We start from the raw sequence: 20,789 nt of genomic DNA on the forward strand, positions 1-20,789 counted from the left end.
CATTGCCATGGGGGAGCACATTTACTGTTGTGGGCCGGAGTCGTTAATGGAAGAAGTACAGCGTCTTGCCCTGGCACAGCAGATCCCTGCCGACAGGCTTAATTTCGAATGTCTTACCGCCGGTGAGGCTATCAGCGAGGAGGGGTTGTGCCGCAGTTATGAAGTCACCTTATTGGCGGGTGAAGCAGACCATCGGGATTATGTTTTAAGTGATGAAGAACGTGCCGCCAACCGCTCGATTCTGATCTGCGTTGCTCGCGCTCGTTCATCAACACTGGTGCCGGATGTGTAACCCGTCATCGGCAAATAACCCTGCCAGTCAGTTTGCACTGACCGACATTTTCTTCAGGCCACGGCCGCCGGACGCACACCCAGCGTGTGGCAAATCGCGTAACTCATTTCGGCGCGGTTCAGCGTATAGAAATGGAAATCCTTCACCCCTTCGCGGCTAAGGATTTTCACCATGTCCATCGCGATATTGGCGCCGACCATTTTGCGGGTTTCGGCATCGTCATCCAGCCCTTCAAACATGCTGGTCATCCAGCTCGGCACGCGCACGTTGGTCATGGTGGCGAAACGCTGCAACTGCTTGAAGTTGGACACCGGCAGAATGCCCGGTACGATCTCCACGTCGATACCCGTCGCCACGCAGCGGTCACGAAAACGCAGGTAACTTTCTACATCAAAGAAGAACTGGGTAATCGCGCGGTTGGCACCGGCATCGATTTTACGCTTCAGGTTGATCAGATCCGCCTGCGGGCTTTTGGCTTCCGGATGCACTTCGGGGTAGGCCGCCACCGAGATGTCGAAATCACCGACGTCTTTCAGCAGCGTCACCAGATCGGTGGCATACATCTCAGGCTTGCCACCGCCCGGCGGCAGGTCGCCACGCAGCGCCACGATATGGCGGATACCACTGTTCCAGTAATCGGTGGCAATCTCACGCAGCTGAGCCGGGCTGGCATCGATACAGGTCAAGTGCGGTGCCGCTTCCAGGCCGGTACGCTCCTTAATCCCTTTGATGATGCTGTGGGTGCGATCGCGCTCGCCAGAGTTGGCGCCATAGGTCACAGAGACAAATTTTGGTTTCAGGCTGCTCAAACGATCAATGGACTGCCACAGGGTGTCTTCCATCTCGCTGGTGCGCGGCGGGAAGAACTCGAATGATACGTTAATCTGGCCGTTTAACTCCGCCAGACTCTGATTCAGCGCTTCCCGCTGGTTTGCGTGAAAAAAACTCATACCCTGTCCGCCTCTTATCGATCACTGTTTTGCTTTGTTTTGATAAGCGTCTATACGTTTAGACGTCTAGATAGAAAATGCCGTATGTTGGCTAAAGAGTCAACAGGAAACTGAGGGTAATAGGATGATTAATCCTCACCCGTTAAGAGAAAGAATTTCATGTTCAGGATAAAGAGAATTATGGCAGGAAAAACGAGGGGCGCGGCAGATCCGCGCCCACAAGAAAATTAAAGCAGCTGCGCCAAACGGTTAAGGTCTGACTGGATAGCCCCCGCGGTGACGTCACGACCGGCACCCGGTCCGCGGATCACCAGTGGGTTATCGCGGTACCAGCGGCTTTCGATGGCAAACACGTTATCGCACGGCAACAAAGATGCCAGCGGATGTTCAGGCCGAACCGCTTCCACACCAACACGCGCCTTGCCATTGGCATCGAAGCGCGCCACGTGTCGCAGCACCAGACCCATTTCACTGGCGGCCTCGAAACGCTGCAGCATCTGCTGGTTCAGCGCATCGCCGTTTTCGAAGAACTGATCGACAGAACCCTGCTCGGCACCCGCAGGCACCAGCGATTCAACTCGCACCTGATTCGGTTCAATATCGTAGCCCGCCTCGCGCGCCAGGATCACCAGCTTGCGCATCACGTCCTGGCCGGAGAGATCGACCCGCGGATCGGGTTCGGTCAGCCCCTGCTGCCAGGCCTGATCCACCAGTTCGGTAAACGGCACCGTGCCGTCGAACTGCAGGAACAACCAGGAAAGCGTGCCGGAGAAGATGCCGCTGATCGCCAGAATGCTGTCACCGCTGTCGCGCAGATCGCGCACCGTATGGTTGACCGGCAGGCCGGCGCCGACGGTAGCGTTATACAACCAGTGGCGACCGGTTTTGGCGAAGGCATCGCGGATTTGACGATAATTATCGCTGCACGATGCACCCGCCAATTTATTGGCGCTGATCACATGGAAGCCGTAGCTGGCGAAATCCAGATACTGCTCGGCCAGTTCTTCACTGGCGGTCACGTCAAGCACCACCAAATCGTCGAACGGATGAGCCCGCATCCACAGGAACAGGGACTCTTCATCCAGCTCCTGCGCTTCGTCCTCAAAGAATGCCAGGGCGCGGCTGGCATCCAGCCCGTCGTAATTCAGCAGGCTACGGCGGCTGTCCACCACTCCCGCCAGGCTGAACTCAAAGCCGCTGCGGGCAGAAATATTTTTCTGCTCGCGGGCAAACAGCTCCAGCCAGCGTGCGCCGATGTTGCCTTTGCCGAACAGCACCAGGCCAATACGTTTTTCCGCGCGGAACAGAGTCTGGTGCAGGCCCTGGATCAGCAACGCGGTCGGCCCCTGACGCAACACCGCCACCAGACTGATGCCGTCTTCGGCCTGCCAGATAAACTCGACCGGCTGGTCTTTCAACTGTTGATAGAAGCGGTGACTGTGCAGCGGGTTCTTGCACACACCCGCGCCCACCAGCGCCACCAGCGCCAGTCCTTCACGCAGTCGCAGCTCACCTGGCAGCCCCGCGTCCTGCAGAGTACGCAGCACGCTGTTCACCACTTCCGAGGTGTAACACAGCTGGACCAGATTACGGTCCGGATGAATGCCGATCGCCAGCGGTTTGATCTGCGCGCGCTTAAGCACCAAATCCAGCTCTTTCTGAGCCAGTTTGAAATCATGCTGACTGGCAACGTTCAGCTCAATCAAACACACGTCGTCATGGCTGGTGACAATCTTCGCGCCGGTGCCGGAGGCCAGCACGCGCTCGATGCGCGTTGAGCCTTGTTCCGGCTGATAACTGCAACGCAGTTGCAGATCGATATCACTGCCGGACACCGGCTGCAGGGTGCGTGTATGCAGCACCGGTGCCGCCAGGCGTGCCAGTTCACTGGCCTCATCTAACCGCAGCAGCGGCAACAGGCAGGCATCTTTCACCTTGCGTGGATCGGCGCTGTAAACCCCGGCCACGTCGCTCCAAATGGTCACGCGTTCCGCACCGGCCAGCGCACCGACCTGGGTAGCGGAATAGTCACTGCCGTTACGCCCCAACAGCACGGTTTCACCGGCGTCGTTGCGTGAAATAAAGCCGGTCACCACCAGGCGTTTACCCGGGTGCTGAGCCAGCAACTGTTGCAGCAGCGGGTAAGAGCGGCCTTCATCCACTTGTGGCTGAGCGGCGCGTTCCGCACGCAGGAAATCGCGCGCATCCAGCCAGGCCGCCTGCATATCCAGTTTGTTCAGCACCGCCGCCATCAGCCGCGCCGACCAGATCTCACCGTGCCCCACCACTTCGGCATACACGGCATCGTCGAGCTTTTCATCTAGCAACACCGCCAGACGCTCCAGATCCTGAATAAATTCGGCGATCAGCGGCTCGGCGGTTTCCGGCGGTAACAGACCACCGATCAATTCGCTGTGATAGCGGCGCAGCGTCTGCTGAACCTGATGCGCAGAAAGACGATCGCTCTGGCTAAGCTTCAGCCAGCTAATCAGTTGGTTGGTGGTGCTGCCGGCAGCCGACACCACCATCATGTCACCCGGCTGGCTGTATTCGGCCATGATCCCGGCCACCCGCAGATAACACTTCACGTCCGCCAGGCTGCTGCCGCCAAACTTGTGCAGTTGACGCCCGCTCACCGGCCCTGCTACCGCAATTGCATTCATGCTTACCTCGTTGCCGCCGCCTGGAAGGCTCGTTCCAGATCGGCAATCAAATCTTCACTGTCTTCAATACCCACGGAGATACGCAGCAGGCTTTCGGAAATACCGGCTGCCGCACGGGCTTCTGCCGCCATACCTGCGTGGGTCATGGTCGCTGCATGCGAGATCAGGCTTTCTACGCCGCCCAGGGATTCTGCCAGAGTAAACAGCTCAAGGGCAGACAGGAAACGACGCAGCAGCGCTTCATCACCGTCCAGTTCAAAGCTGAGCATCGCGCCAAAGCCGCGTTGCTGACGACGTGCAATCTCGTGCCCAGGGTTCTGTGGCAGAGAAGGATGATACAGCTTTTTCACCAAGGGTTGCTGCTGTAAATAACTGACAATCGCATCGGCGTTTTGTTGCGCCGCCTTGATGCGTGGCGACAGAGTACGCATGCCGCGCAGCAGCAAATAACTGTCGAACGCGCCGCCGGTTACGCCGATATTATTGGCCCACCACGCCAATTCCACCGCCAGATCTTTATCTTTGGCAATCACCGCGCCGGCCACCACGTCGGAATGGCCATTGAGGTATTTGGTACAGGAGTGCACCACCAGATCGGCACCCAACCCAATCGGCTGCTGTAACGCCGGGCTGAGGAAGGTGTTGTCCACCACCGTTAACGCCCCCACGGCATGGGCCGCATCGCAAATCGCCGCGATATCTACCACGCGCAGCAGTGGGTTGCTTGGGCTTTCAATCAGCACCAGCTTGGGTTTTTGCGCCAGCGCCTGCTGCAACGCCTCTTCATTCCCCTGATCGACAAAGAGTACGCGGTAAGCACCACGCTTGCTCAGGCTGTCGAACAGACGATAGCTGCCACCGTAGCAATCATGCGGTGCCACCAGCAGATCGCCGGGTTGCAGGAACACCGTGGTCACCAGGTGGATCGCCGACATCCCGCTGCTGGTCATCACCGCACCGGCGCCGCCTTCCAGTTCTGCCAGCGCCCGCTGGACCACATCACGCGTCGGGTTGCCGCGACGTGAGTAGTCATGAGCACGAGGCTGATTGAAGTCGGTGAAATTATAGGTACTGGAAAGGTGGATCGGCGGGACAACGCAGCCGTACTGTTCGTCATCGTTCAGGCCGCTACGTACGGCAATCGTGGCAGGTTTACGCGTCATAGGGTCTCTCGGCTCTCGGGATTCGGATGAATGAGGCCTAAAGATTAATCGCAGCGAGGATAGACGTCAATACATCTGGACATCTAAACTTCTTTGCGTATAGATTGAGCAAAGCCTTAATACCCGCTAAAATTATGCCAGTTTGAGATGACGATACGATGTTAACCCGGAATGCATAGGCGACGCCTATTGATCGTCCGCATTCAGTGACCCTGGTCGCGTAAAATTGACATTTATTTAGTGAGAACAGTGAAGATCGGGCATAATTGGCCGGTTTTTAGAATTTTGTAATTTTTCTGACAAATTTAAGGTGTCCCATGGCTGAGTGGAACGGCGAGTATGTCAGCCCTTACGCTGAACACGGTAAAAAGAGCGAGCAAGTAAAAAAAATCACGGTATCTATTCCGCTGAAGGTCCTGAAAATCCTCACCGATGAACGGACGCGTCGCCAGGTGAATAACCTGCGCCATGCCACCAACAGCGAATTGCTGTGCGAAGCATTTCTGCACGCCTTTACCGGCCAGCCGCTGCCGAACGACGAAGACCTGCGCAAAGAACGCAGCGATGAAATCCCGGAAGCCGCGAAACTGCTGATGCGTGAATTGGGTGTGGATCCCGATACCTGGGAATACTAAGCGCCGGTCTGCAACTGCAGACGGTAGAAACGAAAAAAGGCGCCGAAGGCGCCTTTTTCATCTGACGATAAGAAATCTTATTTCTTAGCGCCTGGCACGCTGAAACGCTTGTTGAAGCGGTCAACGCGGCCACCGGTAGCAACATCACGCTGCTTGCCAGTGTAGAACGGGTGACATTCGCCACAAACGTCCAGGTTCAGATCGTGACCCACTGTAGAGCGGATTTTGATCACGTTACCGCAAGAGCAGTTAGCAGTAACTTCTTCGTATTTTGGGTGGATACCTTGTTTCATGGGAAACCTCAGTTAAGGCCGTGTCGCTATCCAGCCCTGTTTCGCCAGACACCACACGTGGTTGATAAAAAATTTGGTATCGAATTATACCAAAGGCGGCAAATTATACAGAATTAAAAGTACCGCGCAATCGGAACCGTACATTTGCCGGTGCGCCGTGTAAACTGATGGACTGTTTTTTTTACTCTGGATGACCCCATGCCTGTTGTTCACGTTGCTTTGCCGGTACCCCTCGCCCGCACCTTCGACTATCTGCTGCCGCAAGGCCTGCAGCCGGCTGTCGGCGCTCGCGTAGCCGTGCCCTGGGGCAAGCAACGGGCGATCGGTATCGTCACCGGCTGCAGCGAGACCAGCGAATTACCGCTCGATAAGCTCAAACCCATCGACAGCGTAATCGACCACGCCTCCCTGTTCTCCCCCAGCCTGTGGCGCATTCTGCGCTGGGCCAGCGACTATTATCATTATCCGATCGGTGAAGTGCTGTTCCACGCGCTGCCCATCCTGCTGCGCCAGGGGAAACCGGCTGAAACGGCCCCGCTGTGGCAATGGTTCGCTACCGAACAGGGCCGCGCCACGCTGCCAGAGAGCCTGAAGCGAGCGCCCAAACAGCAGCAGGCGCTGGCCGCGCTGCTGCAGCGCCCGGTCTATCGCCACCAGATCAGTGAACTGGCATTAACCGAGAGCGCCTTGCAGGCATTGCGCGCCAAGGGGCTGATCGATCTACGGGCACAGACGGTGGTAACGCAGGACTGGCGGCCCGGCTTTGAAGTGTTGGGTGAGCGGCTGCGGCTGAATACCGAACAGGCCACCGCAGTAGGTGCCATCCGCAGCGAAGACGACCAGTTTGCCACCTGGCTGCTGGCCGGGGTCACCGGTTCCGGCAAGACCGAAGTCTATCTCAGCGTGCTGGAAAATATTCTGGCAGCAGGTAAGCAGGCGCTGGTGCTGGTACCGGAAATCGGCCTGACACCGCAGACCATTGCCCGCTTTCGCGAGCGCTTCAATGCGCCGGTGGAGGTGCTGCACTCCGGCCTCAATGACAGCGAACGTCTGTCAGTCTGGCTGCGCGCCCGCAGCGGCGAGGCGGCGATTGTCATCGGTACCCGTTCGGCGCTGTTTACCCCGTTCTCTCGACTGGGCGTGATCATCATCGACGAAGAGCACGACAGCTCTTATAAACAGCAGGAAGGCTGGCGCTACCACGCCCGCGATTTGGCGGTATTCCGCGCCCGCGAGGAAAACATCCCAATGGTGATGGGCACCGCCACACCGGCGCTGGAAACCCTGCACAATGTGCAATTGGGTAAATATCGCCAGCTCAAACTCACCCAACGTGCGGGTAACGCCAAACCAGCGGCGCAGCACCTGATCGATCTAAAAGGCCTGCCGCTGAAGGTGGGTCTTTCGCAGCCGTTGCTGAAAAGCATGCAACACCATTTGAAGGCCGGTAATCAGGTGATGCTGTTCCTGAACCGGCGCGGTTATGCCCCGGCGCTGCTATGCCACGAGTGCGGCTGGATCGCCGAGTGCCAGCGTTGCGATCATTACTACACCTTCCACCAGAATCATCGTCAACTGCGCTGCCACCACTGTGACAGCCAGCGACCGGTCCCCCACCAGTGCCCTCAATGCGGCTCTACCCATCTGGTGTCGGTCGGCGTCGGCACCGAACAGTTGGAAAACGAACTGGCGCCGCTGTTCCCGGAAACCCCGATCACCCGTATCGATCGTGACACCACCAGCCGCAAGGGTTCGCTGGAGCAGCATCTGGCGGATATTCACCGCGGCGGCTCGCGCATTTTGATCGGCACCCAGATGCTGGCCAAGGGTCACCACTTCCCGGATGTCACGCTGGTAGCCCTGCTGGACGTCGATGGCGCGCTGTTCTCAGCCGACTTCCGTTCCGCAGAACGCTTTGCCCAGCTGTACACCCAGGTCTCCGGTCGGGCAGGCCGCGCCGGTAAGCCCGGAGAGGTGCTGTTACAGACCCACCACCCGGAACACCCACTGCTGCAAATTCTGCTGCAACAGGGCTACGACGCCTTTGCCAAACAAACGCTGGCAGAGCGCAATAGCGTGTTCCTGCCGCCTTACACCAGCCATATTATCGTGCGTTCGGAAGATCACGATAACCAGCAGGCCCCCCAATTCTTGCAGCAGCTGCGCAACCTGTTGGAGGCCAGCCCGCTGAAAGACGATTCGCTGTGGGTGATGGGGCCGGTCCCGGCACTGCAGTCGAAACGCGGTGGCCGCTTCCGCTGGCAATTGCTATTGCAACACCCTTCTCGGCGGGTGCTGCAACAGATAATGAAAAGCTCCCTGCCCCTGGTCAGCACCCTGCCACAGGCGCGTAAGGTGAAGTGGACGCTGGACATTGATCCTATAGACAGTTGAACCCAGAAAAGTCCGATTCAGTTCCTACCAGGCAAACGTTTACCCTTGAAATTGCGAGCGAACGCTAAAAAACCTTCCCAGGTCACACTTTTTATGCAAATTAGGTAACAAAGGCAGGACATATTCTGTTTAGAATGTCTGTGAAGGCAATTTTGTCACCTCTTGCAGCAGCGTGACGGAATGTTTGAACGCGGATGGCGCTAAATGATAACAACACCACCGCACGGTAAGAATTTGTGAGCAACTGAAGTAGTCGCGTTGGCATGGGGCTAACGCAAGGAGAAAGGCGTTGGAACACAAGAAAGAGTTACCCATGGCAACCATGAAAGACGTTGCCGAAATGGCGGGCGTTTCAACGGCAACCGTGTCGCGTGCGCTGATGAACCCGGAAAAGGTGTCAACGCCGACGCGTCAGAAAGTGGAACAGGCCGTGCTGGCCGTGGGCTATTCTCCTCATGCCCTCTCCCGCAATATCAAGCGTAACGAATCCCGAACCATCCTGGTGATCGTCCCCGACATTTGCGATCCGTTTTTCGCCGATGTGATCCAGGGGATCGAGCAAACCGCCGCACAACAGGGCTACCTGGTGCTGATTGGCGATTGCGCGCAGCAAAACCAGCAGGAACGCACCTTCGTCAATCTGATTATCACCAAACAAATCGATGGCATGCTGCTGCTCGGTTCCAATTTGCCGTTCGATGCCAGCAAGGAAGAGCAGCGTAATCTGCCGCCGATGGTAATGGCCAACGAGTTTGCCCCGGAGCTGGAACTGCCGACGGTTCACATCGATAACCTGACCGCCGCCTTCGAAGCCGTACATTATTTGCATCAGCTCGGTCACAAGCAAATCGCCTGTGTCGCCGGGCCGGAGCAGATGCCGCTCAGCCATTATCGGCTGCAAGGTTACATTCAGGCGCTACGTCGTAATGGCATTAGCGTCGAAAGCAGCTATATTACCCGGGGTGATTTCACCTACGAAGCGGGTGCTCAGGCGCTCGCGGCGTTGATGGCACAGCCAAAACCGCCGACGGCCGTCTTCTGCCACAGTGACGTAATGGCGATTGGCGTGCTGTCGCAGGCGAAAAAGATGGGGTTGCGAGTCCCGCAGGACCTGTCTATCGTCGGCTTTGACGACATCAAACTGGCACAGTATTGCGACCCGCCGTTAACCACGGTGGCTCAACCCCGTTACCAGATTGGCCAGCAGGCAATGTTGTTGCTGTTGGAGCAGCTACACGGACAGACAGTGGCAAGTGGCTCCCGGCTATTGGACAGTGAATTGATTATCAGAGGCAGCACCGCTGCCCCTAAACGCTAGTCAAATATTTTAGGGTTCAGTAACATGACGGACTTATCCCCTCATCAGGACACAGCGGAATAATAGTGGCACAAAAAGACTATGTAAGCCGAGGGCGCGCAGCAGGAGCTAAGCGTAAAACCCCCAGCCGTAAAAAACGCAGTTCTCCGAAGGTCTCCAAAACCGTGTTGGCGCTGGCCGTCGCACTTCTGGTGATCTTTATCGGTGGCCTCTATTTCATAACGCACAACAAGCCGGATGACGCACCGCTGCTGCCTGTGCACAGCAGTCGTCCGGGCAACGGCTTGCCGCCGAAGCCGGAGGAGCGTTGGCGCTACATCAAAGAGCTGGAGAATCGTCAGATTGGCGTGCAAACCCCGACCGAACCTACGGCCGGCGGCACCACCAACACCAAGACTCAGTTGACTGCAGAACAACGCCAACTGCTGGATCAGATGCAGGCAGATATGCAACAACGCCCAACGCAGCTGAATGAAGTGCCGTATAACGACCCTTCACAGGCCGCTGCCCGTAGCCGTCTGCAGCAACAGCAGCAGGTGCAACAACAGCAGATCCAGCAGCAGCAGGTACAGCAACCGCAGGTAGCTCAACCGCGCAATCCGTTTAACAGCGGCGCGACGACAGCACCGGTGCAGCAGCCGGCTCAGCCCAAGCCACAACCCAAGCCGCAGACGGTGACACCGCCGCCGGTGCAGGTTAAGCAGCCGAAACCTGAGGTCAAACCGGAAACCAAGCCGGAAGTAAAACAGGAAACGGCCAAGCAGGAAACCAAACCTGAGTCGAAGCAGAAGTGGATGGTGCAGTGTGGCTCATTCCGCGCAACCGATCAGGCGGAGTCCGTGCGTGCGCGTCTGGCGTTTGAAGGTATTGAAAGCCGTATCACCGCCGGCGGTGGCTGGAACCGTGTGGTGCTCGGCCCTTACAGCAGCCGGGCTGCTGCGGACAAAACCCTGTCGCGCCTGAAGGGCGTAGGCATGTCAAGTTGCATTCCCCTCTCCGTTGGGGGTTGAAAAGCGTCAATCCCCCCCCATCTATACTCTCAATATGCCTCGTAGTGTCTGTGCAAGCAGATACTGCGAGGGCTTCTTTCCGTCTTCAACGAGGGTCTGCTCGTGACAACAATTGTAAGCGTACGCCGCAACGGCCAGGTAGTGATCGGTGGCGATGGCCAGGCTACCTTGGGCAATACGGTAATGAAGGGCAACGTGAAGAAAGTGCGTCGCCTGTATAACGATAAAGTGATTGCCGGTTTTGCCGGTGGTACCGCGGATGCCTTCACGCTGTTTGAGCTGTTCGAGCGCAAGCTGGAAATGCATCAGGGTCACCTGGTGAAAGCGGCCGTTGAATTAGCAAAAGACTGGCGTACCGACCGCATGCTGCGCAAGCTTGAAGCGCTGCTGGCGGTAGCGGATGAAAACTCCTCGCTGATCATCACCGGTAACGGTGACGTGATCCAGCCTGAAAATGATTTGATTGCGATTGGCTCCGGCGGTCCGTACGCCCAGGCAGCCGCCCGCGCGATGTTGGAAAATACCGAGCTGAGCGCCCGCGAAATTGTTGATAAGTCCCTCAACATCGCCGGTGACATCTGTATTTACACCAACCATTTCCACACCATTGAAGAATTGCCTTCCAAAGCGTAAGGATCGAATACTATGTCTGAAATGACCCCGCGCGAGATCGTCAGCGAACTGGACAGCTACATCATTGGCCAGAACAAAGCCAAACGTGCCGTTGCCATTGCCCTGCGTAACCGCTGGCGCCGGATGCAGCTCAACGAGATGCTGCGTCATGAAGTCACGCCAAAGAACATTCTGATGATCGGCCCGACCGGTGTCGGTAAAACCGAAATCGCCCGTCGCCTGGCAAAACTGGCCAATGCGCCGTTCATCAAGGTTGAAGCCACCAAGTTCACCGAAGTGGGCTACGTCGGGAAAGAAGTGGATTCCATCATCCGCGATCTGACCGATGCCGCGATCAAAATGGTGCGTCTGCAGTCCATCGACAAGAACCGTACCCGCGCCGAAGAGCTGGCAGAAGAGCGCATCCTTGACGCATTGCTGCCTCCGGCCAAGAACAACTGGGGCCAGGCGGAAGAGCATCAGGAGCCGTCCGCGGCACGCCAGGCATTCCGCAAGAAACTGCGTGAAGGCCAGTTGGACGACAAAGAAATCGAGATCGATCTGGCTGCTGCGCCGATGGGCGTAGAAATCATGGCGCCTCCAGGCATGGAAGAGATGACCAACCAGCTGCAGTCGATGTTCCAGAACCTCGGCGGCCAGAAGCAGAAACCACGCAAGCTGAAGATCAAAGAAGCCTTCAAACTGCTGGTGGAAGAAGAAGCGGCCAAGCTGGTGAACCCGGAAGAGCTGAAAGAACAGGCGATCGAAGCGGTTGAACAGCACGGCATCGTGTTTATCGACGAGATCGACAAAATCTGTAAGCGCGGCGGCCAAAGCTCCGGCCCGGACGTCTCTCGCGAAGGCGTGCAGCGCGACCTGCTGCCGCTGGTGGAAGGCTGTACCGTTTCCACCAAGCACGGCATGGTGAAAACCGATCACATTCTGTTTATCGCTTCCGGCGCATTCCAGACCGCCAGCCCGTCAGACTTGATCCCTGAGCTGCAGGGCCGCTTGCCGATCCGCGTTGAGTTGCAGGCGCTGACCACCGAAGATTTCGAGCGTATTCTGACCGAGCCAAGCGCTTCGCTGACCGAGCAGTACAAAGCGCTGATGGGCACCGAAGGCGTCAATATTGAGTTCACCGCCGAAGGTATCCGTCGTATCGCTGAAGCCGCATGGCAGGTTAACGAAAGCACCGAAAATATCGGCGCGCGTCGTTTGCACACCGTGCTTGAGCGTCTGATGGAAGATATTTCCTATGATGCGAGTGAAATTAACGGTCAATCCATTACAATTGATGCGGATTACGTACGTAATCATCTGGATGAACTGGTAGCGGATGAAGATTTGAGTCGTTTTATCCTATAATCGCTCAATCATGTCCAGTCAGTCATCTGTGGGAGGCATTATGCCTCCCACAATTATTTCTAACGGACGCAGCCACTAACTCTGAAGCGAAAAATGAGCTCATCAACTACCACCTCCCCGGCCAGAGCCTGGCTTGAAAGTTTACGACCGCGCACCCTGCCGCTGGCCTTTGCCTCGATCGTCGTCGGTTCTGCCATTGCCGCCTGGCAAGGTAGCCTGAAGCCTGGCGTGGCACTGCTGGCACTGCTGACGGCCGGCCTGCTGCAAATTCTCTCCAACCTGGCGAACGACTATGGCGATGCGGTAAAAGGCAGCGACAAAGAAGACCGTATCGGGCCGCTACGTGGCATGCAAAAAGGCATGATCACCCAGGCGCAGATGAAACGTGCGCTGATAGTGACGGTGGTGTTGATCACTCTGGCTGGCTGTTCACTGATCGCCGTAGCCTGTGAACAACCCAGCGACGTGGTGGGCTTCCTGGTGCTGGGCGGGCTTTCTATCGTCGCCGCCATTACCTATACCGTGGGCAACAAACCCTATGGTTATTTAGGCCTGGGTGATATTTCGGTGCTGGTATTTTTCGGCTGGCTAAGCGTGGCAGGCACCTTCTACCTGCAAACCCACACCTTTGACAGCATCGTGATGCTGCCGGCCACCGCCTGCGGCCTGCTGGCTGCTGCCGTGCTCAATATCAATAATCTGCGCGATATCGAAAGCGACCGTGCCAACGGCAAGAATACCCTGGCAGTCCGACTTGGGCCGCAGAAGGCACGTTATTACCACGTGTTGCTGCTGATCGGTGCGGTGGCGTGCTTTACGCTGTTCACGCTGCTTAACCTGCATAGCCTGTGGGGCTGGCTGTTTGTCTTGGCCATCCCGTTGCTGGTCCGCCATGGCTTGCGCGTGTTGCGCGATCCGACCCCTGCCGGCATGCGACCTATGCTGGAACATATGGTTAAGGCGGCGTTGCTGGCCAATGTGTTGTTCGCTATTGGCGTGGTGCTCAGTTAGCCATCGAACTGATGATTTTGCCAACAGGGCGAATAAAGGGATATACTGGTTATTCCAGCGGCAAACAGACGTAAAATCCTATGAAATACGATACTTCCGAACTTTGCGACATCTATCACGAAGAGGTGAACGTAGTTGAGCCTCTATTCTCCAATTTTGGCGGGCGTACTTCATTTGGCGGGCAAATCACTACGGTGAAATGCTTTGAGGATAACGGCCTGTTATTCGAGTTGCTTGAAGAAAACGGCCGCGGTCGCGTCCTGGTGATTGACGGTGGCGGCTCGGTACGTCGTGCCCTGATCAACGCAGAACTGGCGCGTCTGGCAACCCAGAACGAATGGGAAGGCATCGTGGTTTACGGTGCGGTTCGTCAGGTAGACGATCTGGAAGAGTTGGACATCGGCATTCAGGCGATGGCGGCCATTCCGGTGGGTGCCGCCAGTGAGAGCATTGGCGAAAGTGACATCCGCGTTAACTTCGGCGGTGTGACGTTCTTCTCCGGCGATCATCTGTATGCTGACAATACCGGTATTATCCTGTCCGAGGATCCACTCGATATCGAGTAATCTTCAGATATGAAAAAGGGCGCCTTGGGCGCCCTTTTCGATCGTGCAATCCGGAATCAGACTTCTTCCATTTTGCCCAACAGCGCACGCAGGCGGTCTTGCCATACGTGCTGCTCTTCTTTCAGTTGCTGGTTCTCACGTACCAGCGATTCGTGGTTGCCGGAGGCAGCCTGAACTTCCTGTGAAAGAGTGTTGTTTTTGTCTTTCAGCTCTTCAATTTCCATCTGCAGCAGGGTGATGGTATCGATCGCCTGCTGAACTTTTGATTCCAATTTCTCAAATACTTCAAATGACATTCTTCAGTCCCCTCATGATAGCAAGGCGTACATCTATAGGTAACGGCCGCAACTCAGGTTGCAACTGCTGCGAATATGCATCGCGCCAAGTGACACACGCTTTTATTGAAAATAACGCGCCTGTCTCGATAAAACGCTTCTTTCGATAAAAACGATTGTAAGTAGCCTGTCCCCGACTGTCTAGCAACATCCGGCTCAACGCGCAGTCTGTTGCAATTTTCCTGCCGTCACCATCAGCAAAAACTGAAAATACCCAGGGTGCGTAAATTGATTTGTTAACGAACGGTGGCTGGAACACTGGTCAGATCACAGTTTTATGGTGCAGAAAGAACACAAAACGACGCGAATTCGCTCAATTTTATGACTCAGCACACACATTTTGATTTCGCTATTTCTCGTTTATGTTCGTTAACGATAAATTTACATCACGTCCTCAATTAATAATTGGACGAGATGAAAAAAACTGTACCCATAGGCCGGGTTGATGCACACCCTGAGCCTATAAACCCACAACCGCCGTTTTGCAGGACAACAACATTATGAGCCAAACCACCAGTCCGACCCTAAAAGGCCAATGTATCGCTGAGTTCCTCGGCACCGGCCTGTTGATATTTTTTGGCGTAGGCTGCGTTGCCGCGCTGAAACTGGCTGGCGCCAGCTTCGGTCAATGGGAAATCAGTATCATTTGGGGCCTGGGCGTTGCCATGGCCATCTACCTGACCGCTGCCATCTCCGGTGCGCATCTCAACCCGGCGGTGACCATCGCGCTGTGGTTGTTTGCCTGCTTTGACGGACGCAAAGTACTGCCTTACATCGTCGCACAGATCGCCGGAGCCTTCTGCGCAGCAGCGCTGGTCTACGGGTTGTATTACAACCTGTTCTTCGACTTTGAAGCGGTCAACCATATGGTGCGCGGCAGCGACGAAAGCCTGGCCCTGGCCGGTATCTTCTCCACCTACCCTAATGCACACATCTCCGTTGGCCAGGCTTTCCTGGTTGAAACGGTGATTACCGCGATCCTGATGTGCCTGATCCTGGCGCTGACCGATGACGGTAACGGTATTCCACGCGGCCCGCTGGCACCGCTGTTAATCGGTATTCTGATTGCCGTGATCGGCGCCTCTATGGGACCATTGACCGGCTTTGCGCTGAACCCGGCCCGTGACTTCGGCCCGAAAATGTTCGCTTATCTGGCTGGCTGGGGCAAAGTGGCCTTCACCGGTGCGCGTGATATTCCGTACTTCCTGGTGCCTATCTTTGGCCCAATCATCGGTGCCTGCCTGGGTGCCTTTGGCTACCGCATGCTCATTGGCCGCAATCTGCCGTGTGATGTCTGTGTAGACGAAGAGCAACCCGCCGCCAAGGCTCAGCAGCGTAAAGCGTGATTGGCACAGTTTTAAAACGGTTAACAACAGCAGGACTAAAATCATGACTGTAGAAAAAAAATACATTGTCGCTCTCGACCAGGGAACTACCAGTTCACGTGCCGTAGTGCTAGACCACGATGCCAATATTGTTGCGGTGTCGCAGCGTGAATTCACGCAGATTTACCCGAAAGCCGGCTGGGTTGAGCATGATCCGATGGAGATCTGGTCGTCACAAAGCTCCACGCTGGTGGAAGTGCTGGCAAAAGCCGACATCAATTCCGATCAGATCGCCGGTATCGGCATCACCAACCAGCGCGAAACCACCATCGTCTGGGAAAAAGAGACCGGCAAACCGATCTATAACGCCATCGTCTGGCAATGCCGCCGCACCGCCGACATCTGTGAAAAACTCAAACGCGATGGCATGGAAGAGTACATTCGTCACAACACCGGTCTGGTGGTTGACCCGTACTTCTCCGGCACCAAGGTAAAATGGATCCTCGATCACGTTGAAGGCGCCCGTGAACGCGCCAAACGCGGTGAGCTGCTGTTCGGTACTGTCGACACCTGGCTGGTGTGGAAAATGACCCAAGGGCGGGTGCATGTGACCGATTACACCAACGCCTCACGTACCATGATGTTCAACATCCATGAGCTGGACTGGGATGAACGCATGCTGGAAGCGCTGGATATCCCGCGCGCCATGCTGCCAAAAGTCCGTTCGTCTTCTGAAGTGTACGGCCAGACCAACATCGGGGGTAAAGGCGGTACGCGTATTCCTATCGCCGGTATCGCCGGTGACCAGCAGGCGGCGCTGTACGGCCAACTGTGCGTTCAACCGGGCATGGCGAAAAACACCTACGGCACCGGCTGCTTCCTGCTGATGAACACCGGCAAAGAAGCGGTACGTTCTAACCACGGCCTGCTGACCACTATCGCCTGCGGCCCACGCGGCGAAGTGAACTACGCGCTGGAAGGAGCGGTCTTCATTGGCGGCGCCTCCATTCAGTGGCTACGCGATGAGCTGAAACTGATCAGCGATGCGGCCGACTCCGAATACTTCGCCACCAAGGTGAAAGACAGCAACGGCGTGTACGTGGTACCGGCCTTCACCGGTCTGGGCGCACCTTACTGGGACCCGTATGCCCGTGGCGCCATCTTCGGCCTGACCCGCGGCGCGAACAGCAACCACATCATTCGTGCCACGCTGGAATCCATTGCCTACCAGACGCGCGACGTGCTGGATGCCATGCAAGCCGACTCCAACACTCGCCTGCAATCGCTGCGTGTGGACGGTGGCGCGGTCGCTAACAACTTCCTGATGCAGTTCCAGTCTGACATCCTCGGTACTCGTGTAGAGCGTCCTGAGGTGCGTGAGTCGACGGCACTGGGTGCCGCATTCCTGGCAGGCCTGGCTATCGGCTACTGGAATGACCTGGATGAAGTGAAGAGCAAAGCGGTCATCGAGCGTGAGTTCCGCCCAAGCATTGAAACCACCGAGCGTAACTTCCGTTACAGCGGTTGGAAAAAAGCGGTTGCCCGCGCACAAGCCTGGGAAGAGCACGACTAACGCTTGTTTGCCCGGTTAACCCCCATCATGCGCTGCCTCCGGGCGGCGCATTTTTTTGCCCCGTCCCCGCCGCCGCGTGCTGTGATAAACTTTGCCGATATTTTCTTCCTTTCTCACAGACAGGTTTTGCCATGAAACGTGAATTAGCCATCGAATTTTCCCGCGTTACCGAAGCCGCCGCGCTGGCGGGCTATAAATGGCTGGGACGCGGCGACAAGAACGCCGCCGACGGCGCTGCGGTCAACGCAATGCGCATTATGCTCAATAAAGTGGATATCGACGGCCGCATCGTGATCGGCGAAGGCGAAATTGATGAAGCGCCGATGCTGTATATCGGCGAACAGGTTGGCAGCGGCCAGGGAGACGCGGTGGATATCGCCGTCGATCCCATCGAAGGCACCCGCATGACCGCCATGGGCCAGCCCAATGCGTTGGCAGTGCTGGCGGTGGGCGATCGCGGCACCTTCCTGCACGCCCCTGACATGTATATGGAAAAACTGGTGGTGGGCCCGGCAGCGCGCGGCGCTATCGATCTTAACCTGCCGCTGGCTGAGAACCTGAACAACGTCGCGGTCTGCCTGGGCAAGCCACTGAGCCAACTGACGGTGGTGATCCTGGCCAAGCCGCGTCACGATGGCGTTATTGCCCAAATGCAGCAGCTCGGGGTGCGAGTGTTCGCTATCCCCGACGGCGACGTGGCGGCCTCAATCCTGAGCTGCATGCCAGACAGTGAAGTCGACGTGATGTACGGTATCGGCGGCGCGCCGGAAGGGGTAATTTCTGCCGCGGTGATCCGTGCTCTGGACGGTGATATGCAGGCACGCCTGCTGCCGCGTCATCAGGTCAAAGGCGACAGCGCCGAGAATCGTCGCATCGGCGAAGAGGAGCTGGCACGCTGTAAAGAGATGGGGATTGAAGCCGGCAAGGTGCTGCTGCTGGATGACATGGCGCGCAACGACAACGTGATTTTCTCCGCCACCGGCATCACCAAGGGCGATTTGTTGGAAGGCATTAGCCGTCAGGGCAATATGGCCACCACGGAAACGCTGTTGATCCGCGGCAAGTCACGCACTATCCGCCGCATCCGCTCGACCCATTATCTGGATCGTAAAGACCCGGCGCTGCACGAGTTTCTGCTGTAATTAAACAGGGCGCCGAAGGCGCCCTGTTCGTTTTATACGGTATGTCCCTGATGCTGCATCCGGTGGGACAACGGCCACCAGCACAGCAGAATCAGTAACGCCATGGCAAACATCAGCAGGCCAAGGCTAAACTGCCCGGTCTGCGGCAACATGGCGGAAAGCCAGGTCGCCAGGCCGGAGCCCATATTCTGCATGCCCCCGACCAACGCGCCAGCCGCACCGGCCAGATAGGGGAATGGCTCCATCGCCCCGGTGGTCGCCAGCGGAAACATCATACCGGCCCCGAAGAAGAACAACGCCGCAGGTACAATCAGCGTCCAGATGTTCATCACGCCAAACCACCCAGGGATCCACATCATCAGGCCCGCCAGCAGGCAACTGATCACCGAATGCCACACCAGGCTGTGGAAGGTTTTACCGTCACGACCGGCATACCAGGCCCCAAAGAACGCCGCCGGAATTGGCAGAATAAACAGGATACTGACGGTCAGACCGCTCAGACCCAGCACGCCGCCCATCAGCACGCCACAGCTGGCTTCAAAGACCGCGATCCCCGCCAAAGCGCCAATCAGCATCACCAGATAGCAACTGAAGGTCCCGTCGGCCAACAGCTTGCGGAAGCTTGCCAGCATTCGTCGTTTCTCGGTCTGCTGCGGGCGGGTTTCCGGTAGCCAGCGGAACATGGCGAAAGCCACACCGGCACAGAGTACCAACAGGAAGGCATAGCAGGCACGCCAGCCAAATACCATCGCCAATGCTCCGCCGATGATCGGCGCCAGCAGCGGGCTAACCAGAATCCCCATGTTAAGCAGGCTGTTGGCATAGCGCAGCGAGGTACCGGCATACAGATCACGCGGCATGGTTCGCGCCATCACCCCAGCCACACCGGTCCCCATCCCCTGAATGGCACTGGCGGCAACCAGCATCGTCAGGTTATTGGACAACAGCGCACCCAGAGCGCCAATCATGAAAATCATCATCCCGGCCAGGATCACCGGGCGGCGGCCAATACGGTCCGACAGCGGGCCGTAAATCAGCTGCGAGAAACCATAGGTCATCAGATAGGCCGCCATCACGCGCTGCACCGCACCGGATCGTACCGAGAAATCTTTAGCAATATCAGCGACAACGGGGACATAAATGGTTTGTGCCATCTGACCGACGGCCACTAACAGGGTAAGCATCACCAACAGGTGAAAGTTTTCTATTTTTCTCATTATCTTCGTTAACGTATTAACTCGTCACAGCGTCCCGGTATGGCCCGAAAATCAGCCAGAACGGCGAGCAGCCCTCTATGGCGGCATAAGCTAACAAATTTGATTTTTTTAGCGAGTTTCAGACAGATATTGATCTCCGTCACAGTGGCAGCAAAGCCAACCAGCCTCGTAAATTAAACTGTACGTCTACCGCTTATGGGTTAAAAATGGCAAACTTTCAATAGTTTGGCTTTAGCATTTAATCGATAATTATTTTCATCATCTTGAAATAAAATAACACCATAGGGATTGGGTTTATGAAAACAACAGAGCTGATTTTATTGCAGTTAAAAACCCTGGGGCCACATTCAGCCAAAATGCTGGCTGAGCGTCTGGACATCACCCCCATGGGTATCCGTCAGCATCTGCAATCCCTGGAGAAACGTGAGCTGGTTGATTACGAGGAAGCGCGTACCAAAGTAGGTCGCCCCACCCGTTACTGGTCGCTGACCCATCAGGGCCACGCCCAGTTTGCCAATGGCCACGATCGGCTGGCGGCAGAGATGTTGGGATCTGCCCATCAGCTGTTTGGCGCTGAAGAGGTGGAGCAGCTACTGAATGCGCGCGAAGACAAGCTTTATCATCGCTATGCCGAAGAGCTGTCAGAGGAAACCTGCCATCAGGCCAAACTCACCCGACTGGTGCGTCTGCGGCAGCATGATGGCTACATGGCCGAACTGGTTGAGCATCCGCAGGGCATGTTACTGGTGGAAAACCACTGCCCGATCGGCGTGGCGGCCACCGCCTGCAGTAGCCTGTGCAACTCGGAGCTGCAACTGTTTAACCGTTTGTTTGGCCACGGCTATCGCATAGAGCGTACTGCGCACGCTATTTCCGGTTCACGACATTGCGCTTATTTGATTCGACGATTGGAGCTTTAGAG

At 56.5% G+C, this 20,789-nt stretch carries 19 protein-coding genes; 13 read left to right on the forward strand and 6 right to left on the reverse strand.

Features of this window, described 5'->3' with window-relative positions; translation table 11 throughout:
- Nucleotides 1-46 precede the first annotated feature (46 nt).
- Nucleotides 47-292, forward strand: coding sequence for a 2Fe-2S iron-sulfur cluster-binding protein (locus QOT07_RS24405; protein ID WP_283604122.1), 246 nt, complete (start codon nucleotides 47-49; stop codon nucleotides 290-292).
- Nucleotides 293-345: 53 nt separating this feature from the next.
- Here QOT07_RS24405 and metF read toward each other — a convergent pair whose 3' ends face one another.
- The 3 genes from metF to metB all read right to left on the reverse strand — a co-directional run bounded on the left by metF (nucleotide 346) and on the right by metB (nucleotide 5,068).
- Nucleotides 346-1,242 (reverse strand): methylenetetrahydrofolate reductase, encoded by an 897-nt coding sequence (gene metF / locus QOT07_RS24410; protein ID WP_099063870.1) that lies wholly within the window; start codon nucleotides 1,240-1,242, stop codon nucleotides 346-348.
- A 227-nt stretch (nucleotides 1,243-1,469) separates the two neighbouring features.
- Complete coding sequence (locus QOT07_RS24415; protein WP_099063871.1) at nucleotides 1,470-3,905, reverse strand: bifunctional aspartate kinase/homoserine dehydrogenase II; 2,436 nt, start codon at nucleotides 3,903-3,905, stop codon at nucleotides 1,470-1,472.
- A gap of 2 nt (nucleotides 3,906-3,907) precedes the next feature.
- Nucleotides 3,908-5,068 (reverse strand): cystathionine gamma-synthase, encoded by a 1,161-nt coding sequence (gene metB, locus QOT07_RS24420; protein ID WP_012147460.1) that lies wholly within the window; start codon nucleotides 5,066-5,068, stop codon nucleotides 3,908-3,910.
- 317 nt (nucleotides 5,069-5,385) lie between these two features.
- On the opposite strand from metB, the gene metJ reads away from it, so the two are divergent.
- Nucleotides 5,386-5,703, forward strand: coding sequence for a met regulon transcriptional regulator MetJ (gene metJ, locus QOT07_RS24425; protein WP_012147461.1), 318 nt, complete (start codon nucleotides 5,386-5,388; stop codon nucleotides 5,701-5,703).
- A gap of 77 nt (nucleotides 5,704-5,780) precedes the next feature.
- On the opposite strand, the gene rpmE is transcribed toward metJ, so the two are convergent.
- Nucleotides 5,781-5,996, reverse strand: coding sequence for a 50S ribosomal protein L31 (gene rpmE, locus QOT07_RS24430; protein WP_012147462.1), 216 nt, complete (start codon nucleotides 5,994-5,996; stop codon nucleotides 5,781-5,783).
- Between the two features lie 198 nt (nucleotides 5,997-6,194).
- Here rpmE and priA point away from each other — a divergent pair, with 198 nt between their 5' ends.
- From priA to rraA, 7 genes are all read left to right on the forward strand, one after another.
- The gene (gene priA / locus QOT07_RS24435; RefSeq protein ID WP_283604125.1) at nucleotides 6,195-8,390 is read left to right on the forward strand and encodes a primosomal protein N'; all 2,196 of its coding nucleotides are present in this window, start codon (nucleotides 6,195-6,197) and stop codon (nucleotides 8,388-8,390) included.
- Between the two features lie 289 nt (nucleotides 8,391-8,679).
- On the forward strand, nucleotides 8,680-9,708 hold the full coding sequence (gene cytR, locus QOT07_RS24440; RefSeq protein WP_099063873.1) for a DNA-binding transcriptional regulator CytR: 1,029 nt from the start codon (nucleotides 8,680-8,682) through the stop codon (nucleotides 9,706-9,708).
- A 65-nt stretch (nucleotides 9,709-9,773) separates the two neighbouring features.
- Nucleotides 9,774-10,718: a cell division protein FtsN gene (ftsN, locus tag QOT07_RS24445; RefSeq protein WP_112349224.1), complete on the forward strand. Its 945-nt coding sequence runs from the start codon at nucleotides 9,774-9,776 to the stop codon at nucleotides 10,716-10,718.
- A gap of 102 nt (nucleotides 10,719-10,820) precedes the next feature.
- On the forward strand, nucleotides 10,821-11,351 hold the full coding sequence (gene hslV / locus QOT07_RS24450) for an ATP-dependent protease subunit HslV (RefSeq protein ID WP_012147466.1): 531 nt from the start codon (nucleotides 10,821-10,823) through the stop codon (nucleotides 11,349-11,351).
- 12 nt (nucleotides 11,352-11,363) lie between these two features.
- On the forward strand, nucleotides 11,364-12,698 hold the full coding sequence (gene hslU / locus QOT07_RS24455; RefSeq protein WP_085120017.1) for an ATP-dependent protease ATPase subunit HslU: 1,335 nt from the start codon (nucleotides 11,364-11,366) through the stop codon (nucleotides 12,696-12,698).
- Between the two features lie 93 nt (nucleotides 12,699-12,791).
- Nucleotides 12,792-13,709 carry a 1,4-dihydroxy-2-naphthoate polyprenyltransferase gene (locus QOT07_RS24460; protein ID WP_099063875.1) on the forward strand — a complete coding sequence of 306 codons (918 nt, stop codon included), beginning with the start codon at nucleotides 12,792-12,794 and terminating at the stop codon, nucleotides 13,707-13,709.
- An 80-nt stretch (nucleotides 13,710-13,789) separates the two neighbouring features.
- Nucleotides 13,790-14,275 carry a ribonuclease E activity regulator RraA gene (gene rraA / locus QOT07_RS24465; RefSeq protein ID WP_020837546.1) on the forward strand — a complete coding sequence of 162 codons (486 nt, stop codon included), beginning with the start codon at nucleotides 13,790-13,792 and terminating at the stop codon, nucleotides 14,273-14,275.
- A 56-nt stretch (nucleotides 14,276-14,331) separates the two neighbouring features.
- Here rraA and zapB read toward each other — a convergent pair whose 3' ends face one another.
- On the reverse strand, nucleotides 14,332-14,571 hold the full coding sequence (gene zapB / locus QOT07_RS24470; RefSeq protein ID WP_012147470.1) for a septal ring assembly protein ZapB: 240 nt from the start codon (nucleotides 14,569-14,571) through the stop codon (nucleotides 14,332-14,334).
- 539 nt (nucleotides 14,572-15,110) lie between these two features.
- On the opposite strand from zapB, the gene QOT07_RS24475 reads away from it, so the two are divergent.
- The 3 genes from QOT07_RS24475 to glpX all read left to right on the forward strand — a co-directional run bounded on the left by QOT07_RS24475 (nucleotide 15,111) and on the right by glpX (nucleotide 18,650).
- Entirely contained in the window at nucleotides 15,111-15,956 is an 846-nt protein-coding gene (locus tag QOT07_RS24475; RefSeq protein ID WP_099063876.1) for an MIP/aquaporin family protein, read from the forward strand.
- A gap of 43 nt (nucleotides 15,957-15,999) precedes the next feature.
- The gene (glpK, locus tag QOT07_RS24480) at nucleotides 16,000-17,508 is read left to right on the forward strand and encodes a glycerol kinase GlpK (RefSeq protein WP_099063877.1); all 1,509 of its coding nucleotides are present in this window, start codon (nucleotides 16,000-16,002) and stop codon (nucleotides 17,506-17,508) included.
- Between the two features lie 131 nt (nucleotides 17,509-17,639).
- A complete protein-coding gene (gene glpX, locus QOT07_RS24485) occupies nucleotides 17,640-18,650 on the forward strand; it encodes a class II fructose-bisphosphatase (protein WP_099063878.1) in 1,011 nt (336 codons plus the stop codon).
- 32 nt (nucleotides 18,651-18,682) lie between these two features.
- Here the strand turns inward: glpX and emrD are convergent, their stop codons facing one another.
- Complete coding sequence (gene emrD / locus QOT07_RS24490) at nucleotides 18,683-19,867, reverse strand: multidrug efflux MFS transporter EmrD (protein WP_099063879.1); 1,185 nt, start codon at nucleotides 19,865-19,867, stop codon at nucleotides 18,683-18,685.
- Between the two features lie 296 nt (nucleotides 19,868-20,163).
- On the opposite strand from emrD, the gene QOT07_RS24495 reads away from it, so the two are divergent.
- The gene (locus tag QOT07_RS24495) at nucleotides 20,164-20,787 is read left to right on the forward strand and encodes a helix-turn-helix transcriptional regulator (protein WP_283604130.1); all 624 of its coding nucleotides are present in this window, start codon (nucleotides 20,164-20,166) and stop codon (nucleotides 20,785-20,787) included.
- Nucleotides 20,788-20,789: the final 2 nt, after the last annotated feature.

This window comes from Serratia proteamaculans (assembly GCF_949794035.1).
Lineage (GTDB): Bacteria > Pseudomonadota > Gammaproteobacteria > Enterobacterales > Enterobacteriaceae > Serratia > Serratia proteamaculans.

Bases quoted from the DNA above. Each gene is read 5' to 3' on its own strand.
- metB (WP_012147460.1), bottom strand. From the start codon at position 5,068: ATGACGCGTAAACCTGCCACGATTGCCGTACGTAGCGGCCTGAACGAT.
- priA (WP_283604125.1), top strand. From the start codon at position 6,195: ATGCCTGTTGTTCACGTTGCTTTGCCGGTACCCCTCGCCCGCACCTTC.
- zapB (WP_012147470.1), bottom strand. From the start codon at position 14,571: ATGTCATTTGAAGTATTTGAGAAATTGGAATCAAAAGTTCAGCAGGCG.
- hslU (WP_085120017.1), top strand. From the start codon at position 11,364: ATGTCTGAAATGACCCCGCGCGAGATCGTCAGCGAACTGGACAGCTAC.
- emrD (WP_099063879.1), bottom strand. From the start codon at position 19,867: ATGAGAAAAATAGAAAACTTTCACCTGTTGGTGATGCTTACCCTGTTA.
- QOT07_RS24460 (WP_099063875.1), top strand. From the start codon at position 12,792: ATGAGCTCATCAACTACCACCTCCCCGGCCAGAGCCTGGCTTGAAAGT.
- glpX (WP_099063878.1), top strand. From the start codon at position 17,640: ATGAAACGTGAATTAGCCATCGAATTTTCCCGCGTTACCGAAGCCGCC.
- QOT07_RS24415 (WP_099063871.1), bottom strand. From the start codon at position 3,905: ATGAATGCAATTGCGGTAGCAGGGCCGGTGAGCGGGCGTCAACTGCAC.
- metJ (WP_012147461.1), top strand. From the start codon at position 5,386: ATGGCTGAGTGGAACGGCGAGTATGTCAGCCCTTACGCTGAACACGGT.
- QOT07_RS24475 (WP_099063876.1), top strand. From the start codon at position 15,111: ATGAGCCAAACCACCAGTCCGACCCTAAAAGGCCAATGTATCGCTGAG.
- QOT07_RS24495 (WP_283604130.1), top strand. From the start codon at position 20,164: ATGAAAACAACAGAGCTGATTTTATTGCAGTTAAAAACCCTGGGGCCA.
- glpK (WP_099063877.1), top strand. From the start codon at position 16,000: ATGACTGTAGAAAAAAAATACATTGTCGCTCTCGACCAGGGAACTACC.
- rpmE (WP_012147462.1), bottom strand. From the start codon at position 5,996: ATGAAACAAGGTATCCACCCAAAATACGAAGAAGTTACTGCTAACTGC.
- rraA (WP_020837546.1), top strand. From the start codon at position 13,790: ATGAAATACGATACTTCCGAACTTTGCGACATCTATCACGAAGAGGTG.
- QOT07_RS24405 (WP_283604122.1), top strand. From the start codon at position 47: ATGGAAGAAGTACAGCGTCTTGCCCTGGCACAGCAGATCCCTGCCGAC.
- metF (WP_099063870.1), bottom strand. From the start codon at position 1,242: ATGAGTTTTTTTCACGCAAACCAGCGGGAAGCGCTGAATCAGAGTCTG.